The organism is Streptomyces sp. PA03-1a (genome assembly GCF_033792805.1).
Classification (GTDB): Bacteria; Actinomycetota; Actinomycetes; order Streptomycetales; family Streptomycetaceae; genus Actinacidiphila.
On the sequence record NZ_JARAVO010000067.1, the window covers coordinates 20,777 to 39,120 of the forward strand.

14 protein-coding genes are annotated in these 18,344 nt (G+C 70.8%); 10 read left to right on the top strand and 4 right to left on the bottom strand.

The genetic code is table 11. The features are described 5' to 3' along the window. Positions 1-4 precede the first annotated feature (4 nt). Positions 5-514 carry a cupin domain-containing protein gene (locus PV341_RS17300; RefSeq protein ID WP_500325838.1) on the bottom strand — a complete coding sequence of 170 codons (510 nt, stop codon included), beginning with the start codon at positions 512-514 and terminating at the stop codon, positions 5-7. 235 nt (positions 515-749) lie between these two features. Here PV341_RS17300 and PV341_RS17305 point away from each other — a divergent pair, with 235 nt between their 5' ends. After that, positions 750-1,181 carry a hypothetical protein gene (locus PV341_RS17305; RefSeq protein WP_500325840.1) on the top strand — a complete coding sequence of 144 codons (432 nt, stop codon included), beginning with the start codon at positions 750-752 and terminating at the stop codon, positions 1,179-1,181. Between the two features lie 77 nt (positions 1,182-1,258). Here the strand turns inward: PV341_RS17305 and eccCa are convergent, their stop codons facing one another. After that, entirely contained in the window at positions 1,259-5,209 is a 3,951-nt protein-coding gene (gene eccCa, locus PV341_RS17310; RefSeq protein ID WP_500325842.1) for a type VII secretion protein EccCa, read from the bottom strand. A gap of 296 nt (positions 5,210-5,505) precedes the next feature. Here eccCa and eccD point away from each other — a divergent pair, with 296 nt between their 5' ends. From eccD to PV341_RS17340, 6 genes are all read left to right on the top strand, one after another. Beyond that, positions 5,506-6,975 (top strand): type VII secretion integral membrane protein EccD, encoded by a 1,470-nt coding sequence (eccD, locus tag PV341_RS17315; protein ID WP_500325844.1) that lies wholly within the window; start codon positions 5,506-5,508, stop codon positions 6,973-6,975. 190 nt (positions 6,976-7,165) lie between these two features. Next, positions 7,166-7,453, top strand: coding sequence for a 30S ribosomal protein S15 (rpsO, locus tag PV341_RS17320; RefSeq protein ID WP_361804583.1), 288 nt, complete (start codon positions 7,166-7,168; stop codon positions 7,451-7,453). A 292-nt stretch (positions 7,454-7,745) separates the two neighbouring features. Further along, positions 7,746-9,971, top strand: a complete 2,226-nt coding sequence (locus PV341_RS17325; protein ID WP_499514345.1) for a polyribonucleotide nucleotidyltransferase — start codon at positions 7,746-7,748, stop codon at positions 9,969-9,971. Then, a complete protein-coding gene (locus PV341_RS17330; protein ID WP_500325846.1) occupies positions 9,968-11,344 on the top strand; it encodes a M16 family metallopeptidase in 1,377 nt (458 codons plus the stop codon). Before PV341_RS17325 ends, PV341_RS17330 begins: the two co-directional genes overlap by 4 nt. Before the next feature lie 50 nt (positions 11,345-11,394). Continuing rightward, complete coding sequence (gene dapB / locus PV341_RS17335) at positions 11,395-12,147, top strand: 4-hydroxy-tetrahydrodipicolinate reductase (protein ID WP_499514347.1); 753 nt, start codon at positions 11,395-11,397, stop codon at positions 12,145-12,147. Positions 12,148-12,187: 40 nt separating this feature from the next. Beyond that, the gene (locus PV341_RS17340; RefSeq protein ID WP_499514348.1) at positions 12,188-12,640 is read left to right on the top strand and encodes a hypothetical protein; all 453 of its coding nucleotides are present in this window, start codon (positions 12,188-12,190) and stop codon (positions 12,638-12,640) included. A gap of 13 nt (positions 12,641-12,653) precedes the next feature. On the opposite strand, the gene argB is transcribed toward PV341_RS17340, so the two are convergent. Next, positions 12,654-13,532 (bottom strand): acetylglutamate kinase, encoded by an 879-nt coding sequence (gene argB, locus PV341_RS17345; RefSeq protein ID WP_500325849.1) that lies wholly within the window; start codon positions 13,530-13,532, stop codon positions 12,654-12,656. 149 nt (positions 13,533-13,681) lie between these two features. Beyond that, positions 13,682-14,230: an SCO5741 family PH domain-containing membrane protein gene (locus PV341_RS17350; protein ID WP_499514350.1), complete on the bottom strand. Its 549-nt coding sequence runs from the start codon at positions 14,228-14,230 to the stop codon at positions 13,682-13,684. A gap of 167 nt (positions 14,231-14,397) precedes the next feature. Here PV341_RS17350 and thyX point away from each other — a divergent pair, with 167 nt between their 5' ends. From thyX to PV341_RS17365, 3 genes are all read left to right on the top strand, one after another. Next, positions 14,398-15,135 carry an FAD-dependent thymidylate synthase gene (gene thyX / locus PV341_RS17355; protein ID WP_500325851.1) on the top strand — a complete coding sequence of 246 codons (738 nt, stop codon included), beginning with the start codon at positions 14,398-14,400 and terminating at the stop codon, positions 15,133-15,135. Between the two features lie 168 nt (positions 15,136-15,303). Then, entirely contained in the window at positions 15,304-16,203 is a 900-nt protein-coding gene (gene dapA, locus PV341_RS17360; RefSeq protein ID WP_500325853.1) for a 4-hydroxy-tetrahydrodipicolinate synthase, read from the top strand. Between the two features lie 124 nt (positions 16,204-16,327). After that, positions 16,328-18,013: a ribonuclease J gene (locus PV341_RS17365; protein WP_500325854.1), complete on the top strand. Its 1,686-nt coding sequence runs from the start codon at positions 16,328-16,330 to the stop codon at positions 18,011-18,013. Positions 18,014-18,344: the final 331 nt, after the last annotated feature.

Sequence of the window (18,344 nt, forward strand, 5' to 3'; positions counted from 1 at the left end):
TATGTCACAGCGGTTCCGGCCCGACCTGCGGCGGGTCCACGAAGAAGCTGTCGTGGCGGAGCAGGAACTCCCGGAACGCCGTGCCCCCGCGCTGCGCCATCTCACCGGCCCGCTCGAAGTACTCCTCCCGGGGCGCGCCGGGCGCGAAGAGCAGCAGCATCGACGCGGGTTCGTCGGAGTCGTTCTGGAAGGCGTGCAGTCCTCCCGGCGGCACGTGGAGGAAGTCCCCGGGACGGGCGGTGATCCAGCGCTCCCCGTCGAAGAGCTGCACCGCCCCGGAGAGGACGAAGAAGGACTCGGAGATCGAGCGGTGGAAGTGGGTGCTGGGGCCGGGGGAGCCCGGGCCCATGTCGATCCGGTACAGGCCGAAGCCGCCGTCCGTCGACGTGTGCGTGGCGAGGTAGTGGGTGCGGTTGCCCGACGGCGCGACCACGTCCGCGGCGGTGTCGGCGGAGCGGAACAGTGCGCTGATCTCGCCCTGTTCTCCGAGGTAACGGGGCTCGGGGTAGGACATGATCGCTCGTCGCCTCCTTCGGCATCGTTCAGACAGACCGTGCCACATCTGATCGAGGAACTCCGATCAGCGCTCCGGGAAGGACGTCCGAAAGGTTGACGAAGCGTGTCGGTGCCGCTCGGCCCGCGCACCCGCGACGGTGCCCGCGACCGCTGACCGTGGTTGCGGCGTCCCCCTGGTGGCACGATGGCATGAGCACACCCGTCACCACACTCTCGACCGGGGGAACGGACCGATGAGCAAGGAGATCAGCGACGCGGACCTGATGGACGTCGCGGACGACCCCGCACAGGCCCGCCGACTGCACAAGGCGCTCAGGACGCTCGCCGACAACCCCACCGTGGACGGCACGCTCAAGGAGACGGCGCGGGAGGTGCTCTCCGGTCGCCTCGGCATGCGCGAGGCACTGGCCTCCAGCGCCTACCTCGGTGCGATCGGCGACCGCCTGGCCGAGCTGAAGCGGGCCGACGAACGGCTGACGCCCGAGGAGCGGGCCGCGCAGGAGGAGCGCGCCCGGCGCTGGTTCGAGCAGCAGGCCGAGGAGGAAGCCGGGGAAGCCGGGGACGACCGGGAGGACGAGGCGTCCGGCGGCCACCGCCCGGCCGCCGTCCGGCGCGACCCCCGGGACGTCCCGCCCGCCTACCGGCCACCGGCCCCGCGGGACTGAACGCGGACACGCGAGCGGGGGCGGGCCGTCCGGCCCGCCCCCACTCGCGTGTCCCGGCGCCGCGCGCCGGAACGGGCTCAGCTCTCCGGCAGGAAGCCGGTCTGGATGAGCTGGTTGCCGCGGCGCCGCGTGATGAACTGCGCACGGCCCGGGGGCAGCCTGGACGCCTTGACGTTGCCGAAGACCGGCCCCTCGCCCGGGTCGCCGGAGAGCAGCACACCGGTCGCGCCCAGCTCCTTGACGCGGGTCAGGAACGGCTCGAAGGACGACCGAGACGCCCCCGAGGTGCTGCGCGACAGCACGATGCGCAGACCCAGGTCACGGGCGAACGGCAGGTACTCCATCAGCACCTGCATCGGGTTGCCCATCGAGGTGGCGACCAGGTCGTAGTCGTCCACGAAGACCCAGGCGTCCGGCTCGCTGTACCAGCTGCGGTTGCGCAGTTGCTCGGGCGTGACGTCCTGGCCGGGCATCCGGCGGCTCATGGAACCGGCCAGCGACTCCATGACCTCCTGCAGCTGCGGACCGGAGGCGCAGTACTTGTACACATGGCTCTCCGGGACCTGGCCGAGCAGCGCCCGGCGGAAGTCGGAGACCACGAACAGCGCCTTGCCGGACTCGTAGCGCTCGCTGACCTGCTTGGCGATCAGCCGCAGCAGCGAGGACTTGCCGGACTCGCTCTCGCCGTAGATGACGAACAGCGGGTCGGTCTCGAAGTCCACGAACACCGGCGACAGGGTGAGTTCGTCCACGCCGATCGCGATGCCGCGGTCGGAGAAGTCGCCGCCCTTGGGCAGCTCGGTCGACGGCAGCATCGTCGGCAGCATCCGCACCTTCGGCGCGGTGGGACCCGACCAGTTGGCGTTGACCGTGGCCACGAACTGCGCCATGCCCTCGGAGAGGTCCTCCACGTTCGAGGAGGCGTCGACGCGGGGCAGCGCCGCCAGGTAGTCCAGCTTCTCCGGGGACAGACCGCGGCCCGGCTTGCCGACCGGCACGTTCTCGGCGCGCCTGCGGTCGAACTCGGACTCCATCGGGTCGCCGAGCCGCAGCTCCAGCCGGCTGAGGACCTGGTCGCGCAGTGCGGGCCGGATCTCGGTGTAGCGGGTGGCGGTGATGACCAGGTGGATGCCGAAGCCCAGACCGCGGGTGGCGATGTCGTTGATGACCGGGTCGAGCATCTCGTAGTCGGTCTTGAAGGTGCTCCAGCCGTCGATGACGAGGAACACGTCGCCCCAGGGCTGGTCGGGGAAGTGCCCCGAGGCCCGGCGGGAGCGGAAGGTGTTCATCGAGTCGATGACGTTGGTGCGGAAGAACTCCTCGCGGGCGTTGAGGATGCCGTGCACCTCGGCCACCGTACGGCGGACCTTCTCCGCGTCAAGGCGCGAGGCCACCCCGCCGACGTGCGCCAGCCCGTCCAGGGCGAGCATGCCGCCGCCGCCGAAGTCCAGTGCGTAGAACTGCACTTCCTTCGGGGTGTGCGTGAGCGCGAACGACGCGATCAGGGTGCGCACCAGCGTCGACTTGCCGGACTGCGGGCCGCCGACGACCAGCGCGTGACCGCCGGAGCTCGACAGGTCCGCGTACATGACGTCACGGCGCTGCTCGAAGGGCTTGTCGACCAGGCCGACCGGCACCTGGAGCTTGCCGGTGGCGGTGTAGCCGTCCGCGTGCAGACCCCGCTCGGCGCTCACCGTCAGCGGCGGCAGCACCTGGTCGACGCTGAACGGCTCGTCCAGCGGCGGCAGCCACACCTGGTGGGCGGGCGGCCCCTGGCCCTCCAGCCGGCCGACGATGACGTCGAGCACGGTGTCGGCCAGCGCGTCGTCCACCTGCCCGGCGCGCGGTTGCGGCTCCGGCTCGGTGACGATGCGCACGGGCACGGGCGAGGCGGTGAACAGCACGGGGGAGCGGTCGATGCGTGCCCCGCTGGCCGTCCGCGTGCCCGGCGCCCGGTAGGTGCCGGACACGTACGCGGCCTTGAACTGCACCATCGTGTCGGTGCCGTACTTCAGGATGCCCGCGCCGGGGACGTTGGGCAGGTGGTACGCGTCGGGCACGCCGATCGCGGTGCGCGACTCGGCGGCGGAGAAGGTCCGCAGACCGATGCGGTACGACAGGAAGGTGTCCAGGCCGCGCAGCTTGCCCTCCTCCAGGCGCTGCGAGGCCAGCAGCATGTGCACACCCAGCGAACGGCCGATGCGGCCGATCTGGATGAACATCTCGATGAAGTCCGGCTTGGCGGCGAGCAGCTCGGAGAACTCGTCGATGATCAGGATCAGCGAGGGCAGCGGGTCGAGCGCCGCGCCCGCCGCGCGGGCCTTCTCGTAGTCCGTGATGTTGGCGTAGTTGCCGGACTGCCGCAGCAGTTCCTGGCGGCGGGTCAGCTCACCGGTGATGGAGTCGCGCATGCGGTCCACCAGGGTGAGCTCGTCGGCCAGGTTGGTGATGACCGCCGACACGTGCGGCATCGTGCCCATGCCGGTGAAGGTCGCGCCGCCCTTGAAGTCGGCGAGCACGAAGTTGAGGGTCTCCGAGGAGTGCGTCACGGCCAGTCCCAGTACCAGCGTGCGCAGCAGCTCGGACTTGCCGGAACCGGTGGCGCCGACGCACAGGCCGTGCGGGCCCATGCCCTCCTGCGATGCCTCCTTGACGTCCAGCATGACCGGCTCGCCGGTCTCGCCCAGGCCGATCGGCACCCGCAGCCGCTCATGGAGGGTCCGCGGCCGCCAGGTCCGCGCGACGTCCACCGACGAGGCGTCGCCGATCCCCATCAGGTCGGTGAAGTCCAGGTTCGCCAGCAGCGGTTCGTCGGCGTCGGCGGCGCCCAGCCGCAGCGGCGCGAGCTGCCGCGCCAGCGACTCGGCCTGTACGGGGGACAGCACGTCGGGGACGCCGGTGAAGGTGCCGGCCCCGGCCTCCAGGTACAGCTGGTCGCGCCACACCTGGATGGACAGCGAGCCACGCGCCTCGTCCAGCTCGCCGGGGACGACCTCCAGGATCGTGACGCCCTGCAGGCCCTCGGCGGAGGCGATCACGGAGTCCGCCGGCACGCCGCCGCCGTCCAGCACGATCACCACGTGCGGCTGGTCCAGCACCGTCTGGCCCTCGCGGTTGAAGCGCGGCCTGCCGTCCAGCTCGTCCGCCAGCAGCTCCTCGACCTCACCCAGGTCGCCGCATATCAGACGGCGCGAGCCCGCGCCGTCGTGCTCCTTGTGCTGTGCGTGCGGCAGCCACTTGACCCACTCCCACTCCGACTGCGCGCCGGGCGCCGCCACGACGGCGACGACCAGGTCCTCCGGCGAGTGCAGGGAGCACAGCTGGCCCACGATGGAGCGGGTCTGCCCGTAGACGGTGTCGGGGTCACCGGAGACCGTCACGTGGTAGAAGGAGCGCAGGCCGACGGCCAGCGGCAGGTTGTCCAGCGAACCGTGCGCCGCGATGAACTGCTGCATCGAGTGCGCGGTCAGCGGTTCCAGCTCGTCCACCGGGGCGGTCTCCGGCGCCACCAGCGGAGTCGACAGCTGCTGGGGCCCCAGGCCCACCCGCACCTGCGCGAAGTCGGGGTCGGTGAGCCGGCGTTCCCACACCCGCGAGCCCTCGGCGACCAGCGCCCACAGCTGTTCGGGCGCGGGGTGCAGGTAATACTGTGCGTCGCGCTGCTTGCGGGCGGTCTTGCGCACCCCGCGGCGTATCTGCGCCAGGTACTTCAGGTAGTCCCGGCGGGCCTCCGCCATCTGCCCCGACGGTCCCTTGCGGGAGCGCACGATCTGGGCCACCACCATCGCCACGGTGGAGCCCATCATGAGCACGCCCATGACCTTCATGAATCCGCCGGAGGTCCCCGACCCCGTCGGCAGGAAGAAGAACGCCGCCGACGAACCCATGCCGAGCATCGGCAGCAGGTTCATCAACAGGCCCTGGTCCTCGCCGCGTGGCAGTTCGGGCGGGGCTTCGAGCCGTACCTCCTCATTCGGCACCTCCGGCGGGTAAACCCGCGGCGGGCGCTTGATGACGACCACGCTCACCGATGCACCAGTCCTTCACGCGAATCGCAGTTTCGGGCCGCCCCCGTGGCGACGGTCCCCCGTATGACACGTCCCGGTCGCGCTCCGCCCCCGCACGGGGCGGGCATTGGACCACAGGCAGGTGGCGATCCTACTGGGCATGACAGTCACAGGGCACTGGGACGGGTGAGGGACAAGGGACTTGGGGTACCCGGTAGGGTGACGGATCGCGAAGCGCGGAACGGGGGTCCGACCCTGGACGGCCGCGTGGACCCGACCTCTACCCATCCATCACCGGACGAGGGGGACCACTCCAGGTGAGCACGATCTCAGCGACGGGATTCTGCAGAGTCACGGTGGCGGCGCCGAACAGCCGGATCGATGTGGCACTTCCGGAGGACGTACCGCTCTCCGACATCCATCCCGAGATACTGCGCCTGTCGGGCCAGACGCCCGACGAAGCCGCCCCCACCGGTTACAACTTGGTCCGCCGTGACGGGCGTGTCCTCGACGACACCCTGTCCCTGGCCGAACAGCGCGTCCACGACGGCGAGTTGCTGCTGCTGCGTCCGTTCGCGGACTCGCTGCCGCCCGCCGTGTTCGACGACGTCGTCGATGCCGTCGCCGCCGCGGTCCAGACCGACCGCCGCAGCTGGAACGACGGCCTCATGCGCGGCGTGGGCCTGACCGCGGGCGTCATCCTGCTCGCCCTCATGGCCTTCGTGCTCTGGTTCTCCGAGCCGGTCAAGCACGACATGCACGGCCTGCCCGGCATCCTCGCCGGCGCCGCGGGCCTGGTGCTGGTGGCGCTCGCCTCGGTGCGCGCCCGCGTGTACGACGACCGGCACTCCGCCGTCGCCCTCGGCCTCGCCTCCCTGCCGCTGCTGCTCGTCGCCGGCTCCGGGGTCATGGGCGTCGGCAAGACCGAGGGACCCGGCCGGCTGCACTTCCTCATCGGCTGCGTCGTGGTGCTCATCGCCGCCGTGCTCCTCGTGCTGATGCTGCCGCAGGGCGACGCGCCGTTCGTCGCGGCCTCCTTCACGGCCGGCGTCGGCACCGTGGCCACCTTCGTGGCGATCCTCACGGACGCCGCGCCGCGCGAGGCGGCCGCCGTCACCGCCGTCGTCATGATCGCCGTCATCGGCTTCCTGCCCGGCTGGTCCGCCCGCTTCGCCCGGCTGCCCATCGGTTTCCGCTCGCCCGACCAGGTCCAGGCCCGGCACCGCGGCGACGGCGACCGGCAGGGCGAGGAGGAGCCGGTCGACTTCGACCGGATCACCAACCAGGCCCGTCGCGGCCACGAGCTGCTGCTGGGGCTGGTCGGCGGCTGCGCGGCCGCGATCGTCGGCTCCGCCGGCGTCGTGCTCGGCTTCTCCGACAGCGCCTGGGCGCAGCTGCTCGCCCTCGCGATGGGCCTGGCGACACTGATGCGCGCCCGGCTGTTCCGCTACACCTCGCAGGTCGTGACGCTGATGGTGGCCGGTGTGATCACCATCGGGCTGCTGATCATCGGTCTCGCCCTCAACCTGCCGACCGACGTCCTCACCGACCTGCTGCGCGGCAACCACTCCTCGCTCGACATCCGCACCGTGTGGCTGTCCGCCGCGGTGGCCCTGGGCGCCACCCTCCTGGTCGCGATCGCCCTCATCGTCCCGAGCAAGGGCGTCACCCCCTTCTGGGGCCGGATGCTCGACCTCGCCGAGGCGACCGTGCTGCTCTCGCTGATCCCGCTCGCCCTCGCGGTCCTCGACCTGTACGCCGAGGCCCGCGGCATGACCAGCGGCTGAGCCGGGACGCCCGCGAGCCGCCCGCAGCACCGCCACCCCGGCCCCGGACATCGCACCGGGCCCGGGGTGGTACTCTGTGTAACCGATGCGTCCGCCCATGCGCGGCGCGTCATGCCTTCCGAGTCATCGCAGCTTCTCCTGTGACGCAGACCAGGGGCGCTCGGAGGCACCGACACCACAAGGAGACCGTATGTCGCTCGACGTCGCGACGAAGAAGCAGATCATCGCCGAGTTCGGCACCAAGGAGGGCGACACCGGCTCCCCCGAGGTCCAGGTCGCGCTGCTCTCGCGCCGCATCTCGGACCTGACCGAGCACCTCAAGACCCACAAGCACGACCACCACTCCCGTCGTGGTCTGCTGATCCTGGTCGGCCAGCGCCGCCGCCTGCTGCAGTACCTGGCCAAGAAGGACATCCAGCGCTTCCGTGCGCTCGTCGAGCGCCTCGGCATCCGCCGTGGCGCGGCCGGCGCCCGCTGAGACGCCGTAAAGGGAGCGGTTCCCGTCCGGGAGCCGCTCCCTTGGCGTACGTACGGGACCGCGCTGGGCGCGAGACCGGGACCGAAGCTTTGTAGTCTGGTCCCATACACAACGCCATAGAGCATGCGGAGGGAGCGTCCTCCTAAACGCCACCAGAGCCGGTCCTCGGTAGTGGCCCCCGGGCAGCACGTACGTCCCGGTGGCTTCGATCGAAGACCGGCCCGGCGGGACGCCCCTCCACCGACGGCTCCCGGGAAGACGCCCGGGGGCACGAAAGAGGAGAATCCCCATAGTGGAGAACGAGACCCACTACGCCGAAGCCGTGATCGACAACGGCAGCTTCGGCACCCGTACGATCCGCTTCGAGACGGGCCGCCTGGCCCGTCAGGCCGCCGGCTCCGCCGTGGCCTACCTGGACGACGACACCATGGTGCTGTCGGCCACCACCGCCTCGAAGCACCCGAAGGACCAGCTCGACTTCTTCCCGCTGACGGTGGACGTCGAGGAGCGCATGTACGCGGCCGGGCGGATCCCCGGCTCCTTCTTCCGCCGTGAGGGCCGTCCCTCCGAGGATGCGATCCTCACCTGCCGCCTGATCGACCGCCCGCTGCGCCCGTCCTTCAAGAAGGGCCTGCGCAACGAGATCCAGGTCGTGGCGACGATCATGGCACTCAACCCCGACCACCTCTACGACGTGGTTGCCATCAACGCCGCCTCCTGCTCCACGCAGCTGGCCGGCCTGCCGTTCTCCGGCCCGGTCGGCGGCGTCCGCGTCGCGCTGATCCGCGGCCAGTGGGTCGCCTTCCCGACCCACAGCGAGCTGGAGGACGCCGTCTTCGACATGGTCGTGGCCGGCCGCACCCTCGAGGACGGCGACGTCGCGATCATGATGGTCGAGGCCGAGGCCACCACCAAGACGATCAAGCTCGTCGAGGACGGCGCCGAGGCGCCGACCGAGGAGGTCGTCGCGGCGGGCCTGGAGGCCTCCAAGCCCTTCATCAAGGTGCTGTGCAAGGCGCAGGCCGACCTCGCCGCCAAGGCCGCCAAGGAGACCGCCGAGTTCCCGATCTTCCTGGACTACCAGGACGACGTGTTCGAGGCGCTCGAGGCCGCCGTCTCCGACGAGCTCAAGCAGGCGCTGACCATCGCCGGCAAGCAGGCCCGCGAGGCCGAGCTGGACCGCGTCAAGGGTCTCGCCGCCGAGAAGCTGCTCCCGCAGTTCGAGGGCCGCGAGAAGGAGATCTCCGCCGCCTACCGCTCGCTGACCAAGAAGCTGGTCCGCGAGCGCGTCATCAAGGACAAGGTCCGCATCGACGGCCGCGGTGTCACCGACATCCGCACCCTGGCCGCCGAGGTCGAGGCCATCCCGCGGGTGCACGGCTCGGCCCTGTTCGAGCGCGGTGAGACGCAGATCCTGGGCGTCACCACCCTCAACATGCTCCGCATGGAGCAGCAGCTGGACACGCTCGCGCCCGAGACGCGCAAGCGCTACATGCACAACTACAACTTCCCGCCGTACTCCGTCGGCGAGACCGGCCGCGTGGGCTCCCCCAAGCGCCGTGAGATCGGCCACGGCGCGCTGGCCGAGCGGGCGATCCTCCCGGTCCTGCCGGCCCGCGAGGACTTCCCGTACGCCATCCGCCAGGTCTCCGAGGCGCTCGGCTCCAACGGCTCCACCTCGATGGGCTCGGTCTGCGCCTCCACCATGTCGCTGCTGAACGCCGGTGTGCCGCTGAAGGCCCCCGTCGCCGGCATCGCCATGGGCCTGATCTCCCAGGAGATCGACGGCGAGACCCACTACGTCACCCTCACCGACATCCTCGGTGCGGAGGACGCCTTCGGCGACATGGACTTCAAGGTCGCCGGCACCAAGCAGTTCGTCACGGCGCTGCAGCTGGACACCAAGCTCGACGGCATCCCGGCGTCGGTCCTGGCCGCGGCCCTCAAGCAGGCCCGCGACGCCCGTCTGCACATCCTCGACGTGATGATGGAGGCGATCGACACCCCGGACGAGATGTCGCCGAACGCCCCGCGCATCATCACCGTCAAGATCCCGGTGGACAAGATCGGTGAGGTCATCGGCCCCAAGGGCAAGATGATCAACCAGATCCAGGAGGACACCGGCGCCGAGATCACCATCGAGGACGACGGCACCATCTACATCGGTGCCGCCGACGGCCCGTCCGCCGAGGCCGCCCGCGCCACGATCAACGGCATCGCCAACCCGACGATGCCCGAGGTCGGCGAGCGCTACCTGGGCACGGTCGTGAAGACCACCACCTTCGGTGCCTTCGTCTCCCTGCTCCCGGGCAAGGACGGCCTGCTGCACATCTCGCAGATCCGCAAGCTGGCCGGCGGCAAGCGCGTCGAGAACGTCGAGGACGTCCTCGCCGTGGGCTCCAAGGTCCAGGTCGAGATCGCCGAGATCGACCAGCGCGGCAAGCTGTCGCTGATCCCGGTCATCGAGGGCGAAGAGACCGCGGCCGACGACAAGGCCGAGGACGCGTCCGAGAAGTGACCACCGGCTCCACACGCGTGACGGCCCGCCCCTCCACCAAGGGGCGGGCCGTCCGCACGCAGACCCTCCTGCCCGGCGCCGACGGCATCGGTACGGTCCGGCGCAGCGTCCTCCCCGGGGGACTGCGCGTCGTCACGGAGACCCTGCCGACCGTGCGCTCCGCGACCTTCGGCATCTGGGTCGGCGTCGGTTCCCGCGACGAGACCCCGGCACTCAACGGCGCCACGCACTACCTGGAGCACCTGCTCTTCAAGGGCACCGCGCGGCGCAGCGCACTCGAGATCTCCTCGGCCATCGACGCCGTCGGCGGCGAGATGAACGCCTTCACGGCCAAGGAGTACACGTGCTACTACGCGCGTGTCCTCGACACCGACCTGCCGCTCGCCATCGACGTGGTCAGCGACATGCTGACCGGCTCCCTGATCCGCCAGGAGGACATCGACGCCGAGCGCGGTGTGGTCCTGGAGGAGATCGCGATGACCGAGGACGACCCCGGTGACCAGGTCCACGACCTGTTCGCCACCGCCATGCTGGGCGACTCCCCGCTGGGCCGCCCCGTCCTCGGCACGGTCGACACCATCAACGCCCTCACCCGCGACCAGGTCGCCCGCTTCTACCGGAAGCACTACGACCCGACCCGGCTGGTCGTCGCCGCCGCGGGCAACATCGACCACGCCACCGTCGTCCGCCAGGTGCGCAAGGCCTTCGAGGACGCGGGCGCCCTCCGTGACGCGGACGCCGTTCCCCGCCCGCCGCGCGACGGCGCCCGCACGATCCGCGGCCAGGGCCGGGTGGAGCTGCTGGAGCGCCGCACCGAGCAGGCCCACGTCGTGCTCGGCATGCCGGGGCTGTCCCGGCACGACGACCGGCGCTGGGCGCTGGGCGTGCTCAACACGGCGCTCGGCGGCGGGATGAGCTCCCGGCTGTTCCAGGAGGTCCGCGAGAAGCGCGGCCTCGCCTACAGCGTCTACTCGTACACCTCGTCCTTCGCGGACTGCGGCCTGTTCGGTGTGTACGCCGGCTGCCAGCCGCGCCGCGTCCACGAGGTCCTGAAGATCTGCCGCGAGGAGCTCGACCAGGTCGCCGAGCACGGGCTGAGCGACGAGGAACTGCACCGCGCCATCGGTCAGTTCTCCGGCTCGACCGTGCTCAGCCTGGAGGACACCGGCGCGCTCATGAACCGGATCGGCAAGAGCGAGCTCTGCTGGGGCGAGCAGATGTCGGTGGACGCCACGCTGGAGAGGATCGCCGCGGTCACCCCCGACGAGGTGCGTGCGGTCGCCCGCGACGTCCTGGGACAGCGTCCCTCGCTGGCCGTCATAGGCCCGCTGAAGGACCGGCAGGCCGCCCGCCTGCACGAGTCCGTCGTCTGAGCCTGAGCCGTACCGACCGTCTCGAACGTCTGGACCGGAGGACTGGAACGATGAGCAAGATCCGTGTGGGTGTGATCGGGGCCCGCGGCCGGATGGGCGCCGAGGCGGTCAAGGCCGTCGAGGCCGCGGACGACCTGGAGCTCGTGGCGGCGATCGGCCGCGAGGACAAGCTGGAGACCCTGGCCGAGAACGAGGCCCAGGTCGCGGTGGAACTGACCACCCCGGGCTCGGTCATGGGCAACCTCGACTTCTGCCTGCGGCACGGCATCCACGCCGTCGTCGGCACCACCGGCTGGACCGACGAGCGCCTGGACACCCTGCGCGGCTGGCTCGGTGCCACGCCGGGCACCGGTGTGCTCATCGCCCCGAACTTCGGCATCGGGGCGGTCCTGGCCATGCGCTTCGCCCGCCAGGCGGCCCGCTTCTTCGAGTCCGCGGAGATCGTCGAACTCCACCACCCGGACAAGGTCGACGCCCCCAGCGGCACCGCCGTGCGCACCGCGCAGCTCATCGCCGACGCCCGCCGCGAGGCCGGCCTCGGCGCGCAGCCGGACGCCACCGCCACCGCCCTGGACGGCGCGCGCGGCGCCGACGTCGAGGGCGTGCCCGTGCACGCGGTGCGGCTGCGCGGTCTCGTCGCCCACCAGGAGGTGCTCTTCGGCGACGCCGGAGAGGTCCTCACCATCCGTCACGACTCCATGAACCGCGGCTCCTTCATGCCGGGCGTGCTGCTCGGTGTGCGCAGGGTCGTCTCCACGCCGGGACTCACCTTCGGCCTGGAGCACTTCATGGACCTCGACTGACCGACCGAGAGACGACCAACCGAGAGCCGGTTCGCCCACCATGCGCGCAAAGATCACCTACTTCGTCCTCGCGGCCGTGCTGGTCGTGTACTTCGTGCTGGCCGGCGCCCGCGGCGTCTGGCTGATCCAGGACGGCCGCCCGGTCACGGTGGTCCTCGGCGTGGCCGTGCTCGTGCTGCCGCTGGTCGGCGTCTGGTTCCTGGTCCGTACGACGCAGTTCGCACGCAACGCGGACCGGCTGGCCCGCGAACTGGAGGCCGAGGGCGGCCTGCCGGAGGACGAGCTGGTGCGCACCCCGAGCGGGCGCGTCGACCGCGCCTCCGCCGACGCGGTCTTCGCCCGGCGCAAGGCCGAGACGGAGGCCGCGCCGGAGGACTGGCGGACGTGGTTCCGGCTCGCGGTCGCCTACCACGACGCCCGCGACACCCCGCGGGCGCGCAAGGCCATGCAGCGGGCGATCGCCCTGCGCGGGAAGGCGCCGCAGACCCCCTGAAAGGGGCCCGGCCTCAGCCCGGCAGGACGGTCGTCCCGGCCTCGCCGGGGGCGCCGGTCAGCGCGCGCAGCAGGGCGTGCGGGGCGCGCCCGTCCAGTACCCGTGCGGTACCGACACCGGCGCGGACCGCGCGCAGGCAGCTCTCCATCTTCGGCACCATGCCGCCCCCCAGGGACGGCAGCATCCGTTCCAGTTCGGTGGCGGTCAGCCGGTCCAGCACCCGCTCCCGGCACGGCCAGTCCGCGTACAGCCCGGGCACGTCCGTCAGCACCACCAGGGCCTCCGCGCCCAGCGCGGCGGCGAGCGCGCCGGCGGCCGCGTCCGCGTTGACGTTGTAGACCTCGCCGTCCGTGCCGCGGCCGAGCGGCGAGACCACCGGGATGTGCCCGTGGTCCAGCAGCATGTCCACGGCGGCCGTGTTGACCTCCGTGACGTCCCCGACCAGGCCGATGTCCATCAGCTCCCCGCCGACCTCGGCGTACCGGCGCACCGCGGTGAGCGTGTGCGCGTCCTCGCCGGTGAGCCCGACGGCGTACGGGCCGTGCTCGTTGAACAGCCGCACCAGCTCCCGCTGCACCTTGCCGGCGAGCACCATCCGCACGACGTCCAGCGTCTCCGGCGTGGTGACGCGCTGACCGCCCAGGAAGTGCGCGGGTACGCCGAGCCGGTCCAGCTGCGCGCTGATCTGCGGACCGCCCCCGTGCACCACCACGGCCCGCACCCCGGTCCGCCGCAGCCGCACCACGTCCTCGGCGAAGGTGCGCAGCAACGTCCCGTCGGTCATGGCGTGCCCGCCGAACTTCACGACGACGGTGCGGCCCCGCAGCGGTTCCAGCGCGGGCAGCGGCGCGGGATGGGTGAGGAGCGTGTCGGGATGCGGCGGTGCGAGCAAGAGTCGCTCCAGGTCCTCGGCGGGCCGGGTCGGCCGGACGCTAACAGCCGCAGGCAAACCCCCGATGACGCCCGGCTGTCGCCTCTACGCCGTCTCCCGCCACCGTGTGCCTCCCGGACCGGGGCGTGGCGTGGTTCCCCGCTGAGCCCTCAGCGGCTCAGCTCGGAGGCCCAGCCCTCTATGGCGTCGGCCGCCTGGTCGAAGGCCTCCGTACGGCCGAGGAAGTCCGCGTTGTGGTCGGTGAGCAGCGGTCGCAACCGCTGGCCGTCCGCCCGCGTGACGACCAGGGCCTGGCCCTGGACGGTCCGGGGCAGCCCCAGCCACTTCACCGGCTGCTGGGCCGTACGGACGGCCCCGACGCGGTTCCAGGGCAGCGTCGTGGTGTAGAAGAGCCCCACCTGCCGCAGCCCGCGCGTGCTCACCCAGAACCCCACGCGCAGCAGACGCAGCGCGCAGACGATGGCCAGCACGGCGGCGACGACCGTAGCGGCGACCCCGGGCCCGTTGCCCGCGAGCCCCATGATCACTCCCGCGATGAGCAGGTACGAGGCGAGCACCAGCAGCATCGCCGCCGCGGCGACCCGCCAGGGCCCCGGGCGGTAGGGACGGATCCACCCGTCCTGGACCCGGTGCGGAAGGGCGGCGTCCGCGGCGTACTCGTCGTGGCCGCTGTCGGCGGCGAGGAAGGGCAGAGACACATCGGTGAGGCTAGCGGGCCCCGCCGGGACCGGCCAGCAGTGGTCCGCCGGTCGTCTGCCTTGCTCCGCTTTGCGGGGGGTGGGGCCGGTGTCGACGGGTGTCGGGCGATGTCGGAGCGGGCGCATAGGCTGGGCGCCGCCCCAAGCTCCATGAGGAAGGACGCCCGGTGACCGACATCCCCGCCGACGATTCCGTGCAGTTCCGCGACGACGTGACCGTCGAGCTCGTCAAGCACAGCGCCGCCGACTCCGACGTGCTGTGGGCCGCCCGGGTCTCCACGGCCGGCGAGCAGTCCCTGGCGGAGCTGACGAAGGACCCCGAGCGCTCCAAGGGCCTGATCAACTACCTCATGCGGGACCGCCACGGCAGCCCCTTCGAGCACAACTCCATGACCTTCTTCATCAGCGCCCCGATCTTCGTCTTCCGCGAGTTCATGCGCCACCGCGTCGGATGGTCGTACAACGAGGAGTCCGGCCGGTACCGCGAGCTGCAGCCGGTCTTCTACGTGCCGTCCACGGAGCGCAAGCTGGTGCAGCAGGGCCGCCCCGGGAAGTACGAGTTCGTGCACGGGTCCCCGGAGCAGCACCAGGCCGTCGTGGACGCCATGGAGGCCTCCTACCGGCATTCCTACGAGGCCTACCAGAAGATGCTGGCGGCCGGCGTCGCCCGCGAGGTCGCCCGCGCCACCCTGCCCGTCGGCCTGTTCTCGTCGATGTACGCCACCTGCAACGCCCGCTCGCTGATGCACTTCCTCGGCCTGCGCACCCAGCACGAGCTCGCCACGGTCCCGTCCTTCCCGCAGCGGGAGATCGAGATGGTCGGGGAGCGGATGGAAGCCGAATGGACGAAGCTCATGCCGCTCACCCACGCCGCCTTCAACGCCAACGGCCGGGTCGCTCCGTAGCAGGTCACCACTCATCCGGAATCTTCCGATTGCCGGGTTTCGTGCTGTTCGTCTAGTCTTCAGAAACGGATTCCGGTGCTGCTTGAACCCCCGAGCAGGCAGCGCCGGAGTCCTCATCGCAGGTCCCGAGGGGGTGTCCCGGCACCGGCACCGAGTAGCGTTGGACTCATGGCTCCGACCTCCACCCCGCAGACCCCCTTCGGGCGGGTCCTGACCGCAATGGTCACGCCGTTCACCGCGGACGGCGCCCTCGACCTCGACGGCGCGCAGCAGCTCGCCGCCCACCTCGTCGAGGCAGGCAACGACGGCCTGGTCGTCAACGGCACCACCGGTGAGTCGCCGACCACCAGCGACGTGGAGAAAGAGCAGCTCGTCCGGGCCGTACTCGAGGCGGTGGGCGACCGCGCGTTCGTCGTCGCCGGCGTCGGCACCAACGACACCCACCACACCGTCGAGCTGGCCCGCCAGGCGGAGCGCGCCGGCGCCCACGGCCTGCTCACGGTGACGCCGTACTACAACAAGCCCCCGCAGGAGGGCCTGTACCGGCACTTCACCGCCGTCGCGGACGCCACCGGCCTTCCGGTGATGCTCTACGACATCCCCGGCCGCAGCGGCGTCCCGATCGAGACCGAGACCCTGGTCCGGCTCGCCGAGCACCCCCGGATCGTCGCCAACAAGGACGCCAAGGGCGACCTCGGCGCCGCGAGCTGGGCCATCAGCCGCAGCGGCCTCGCCTGGTACTCCGGCGACGACATGCTCAACCTGCCGCTGCTCTCCGTCGGCGCCGCCGGCTTCGTCTCCGTCGTGGGACATCTGGTCAGCCCTGAGCTGCGGGCCCTCCTCGAGGCGTACCTCTCGGGTGACGTCCACAAGGCGGCCGAGATCCACCAGAAGCTGCTCCCGGTCTTCACCGGCGTCTTCCGCACCCAGGGCGTCATCACCACCAAGGCCGCCCTGGCCCTGCAGGGGCTGCCCGGCGGCCCGCTCCGGCTCCCGCTCGTGGAGCTCGGCGAGGCCGCGACGGCACAGTTGAAGCAGGATCTCGCCGCCGGCGGGGTACAGCTGTAACCAAAGACTTAAGAACTGAATGATCGCTCCATGAGGACAACGCAACAGAAAGCACGCTGTCATGCGCGCACGGTGTCCCCGGGTGTCCGCCCGGGGCCTGTGGCGTGCGTGGTGAGGAGATACTTTGAGCCATCCGCACCCTGAGCTCGGCCCGCCCCCCGCGCTGCCCGAAGGGGGTTTGCGCATCACCCCGCTAGGCGGTCTCGGCGAGATCGGCCGCAACATGACGGTCTTCGAATACGGAGGCCGGTTGCTGATCGTCGACTGCGGGGTGCTCTTCCCGGAGGAGGAGCAGCCCGGAGTCGACCTGATCCTGCCGGACTTCACGTCCATCCGTGACCGCCTGGACGACGTCGTCGGCATCGTCCTCACCCACGGTCACGAGGACCACATCGGCGCCGTCCCCTTCCTCCTGCGGGAGAAGGACGACATCCCGCTGATCGGTTCGAAGCTGACCCTGGCCCTCATCGAGGCCAAGCTCGCCGAGCACCGCATCCGTCCCTACACCCTCGAGGTCGCCGAGGGGCAGCGCGAGCGCATCGGGCCGTTCGACTGCGAGTTCGTGGCGGTCAACCACTCCATCCCCGACGCCCTCGCGGTCGCCATCCGCACCCCGGCCGGCATGGTCGTGCACACCGGCGACTTCAAGATGGACCAGCTGCCGCTCGACGGCCGCCTCACCGACCTGCACGCCTTCGCGCGCCTGTCGGAGGAGGGCATCGACCTGCTGCTCTCCGACTCCACCAACGCGGAGGTGCCCGGCTTCATCCCGCACGAGCGGGACATCCTGCCGGTGCTGCGCCAGGTCTTCGCCAAGGCCGAGAAGCGGATCATCGTGGCCAGCTTCGCCAGCCACGTCCACCGCATCCAGCAGGTCCTGGACGCGGCCCACGAGCGCGGCCGCAAGGTCGCCTTCATCGGTCGCTCCATGGTCCGCAACATGGGCATCGCCCGTGACCTGGGCTACCTGCGGGTCCCACCGGGTCTCATCGTGGACGTCAAGACGCTCGACGACCTCCCCGACGAGAAGATCGTCCTGGTGTGCACCGGCTCCCAGGGCGAACCCATGGCCGCCCTGTCCCGGATGGCCAACCGCGACCACCAGATCCGCATCGTCGAGGGCGACACGGTGGTCCTGGCCTCCTCGCTCATCCCCGGCAACGAGAACGCGGTCTACCGGGTGATCAACGGCCTCACCCGCTGGGGCGCCAACGTCGTGCACAAGGGCAACGCCAAGGTGCACGTCTCCGGCCACGCCTCCGCCGGCGAACTGGTGTACTTCTACAACATCTGCAAGCCGCGCAACCTCATGCCGGTCCACGGCGAATGGCGGCACCTGCGGGCCAACGCCGAACTCGGCCAGGCCACCGGCATCCCGAAGCAGCGCTGCGTCCTCGCCGAGGACGGCGTGGTCGTCGACCTCGTCGACGGCGTCGCCAGGGTCACCGGCAAGGTCCAGGCGGGCTACGTGTACGTGGACGGCCTCTCGGTCGGTGACATCACCGAGGCCTCCCTGAAGGACCGCCGCATCCTCGGCGAGGAGGGCATCGTCTCGGTGTTCATCGTCGTCGACAGCACCACCGGCAAGGTCGTGGGCGGTCCGTTCGTCCAGGCCCGCGGTTCCGGGATCGACGACGCGGCGTTCAACGACGTACTCCCCAAGGTCGAGGAGTCCCTCGCCCGCGCCGCCTCCGACGGCGTCGCAGAGGTCCGTCAGTTGCAGCAGCTCATCCGCCGAGCCATCGGCAAGTGGGTCTCCGACAACTACCGTCGCCGCCCGATGATCCTCCCTGTGGTCGTGGAGGTCTGACGCACCACCAGGAGCGGGGCACCCCGATTTGCATCGGGGTGCCCCGCTCCAGTACGTTGTCACAACCCCCGCGACGAGAACGCCACGGAGACGTGCGTGCTCACAGCGGAACGGTAAATCCGACGGAAAGCATCTGCTAAAGTCGGGGAGCGCGAAAGCCGAAAGGCAGAAACGCAAAAGCAGGAAATCCCCGCCGGCGGGAATCGGGCCCGAAAGAGTCTGATAAGCTGGTGACAACGAAGGGAAAGCCCGGAGGGGCCGGTGAAACGGTCTCGAAGGAAGCTTCCGTTCCTTGAGAACTCAACAGCGTGCCAAAAGTCAACGCCAGATA

Coding starts and splice junctions, on each gene's coding strand:
- PV341_RS17300 (WP_500325838.1), bottom strand. CDS start 514: ATGTCCTACCCCGAGCCCCGTTACCTCGGAGAACAGGGCGAGATCAGC.
- PV341_RS17305 (WP_500325840.1), top strand. CDS start 750: ATGAGCAAGGAGATCAGCGACGCGGACCTGATGGACGTCGCGGACGAC.
- rpsO (WP_361804583.1), top strand. CDS start 7,166: ATGTCGCTCGACGTCGCGACGAAGAAGCAGATCATCGCCGAGTTCGGC.
- dapB (WP_499514347.1), top strand. CDS start 11,395: ATGAGCAAGATCCGTGTGGGTGTGATCGGGGCCCGCGGCCGGATGGGC.
- PV341_RS17340 (WP_499514348.1), top strand. CDS start 12,188: ATGCGCGCAAAGATCACCTACTTCGTCCTCGCGGCCGTGCTGGTCGTG.
- dapA (WP_500325853.1), top strand. CDS start 15,304: ATGGCTCCGACCTCCACCCCGCAGACCCCCTTCGGGCGGGTCCTGACC.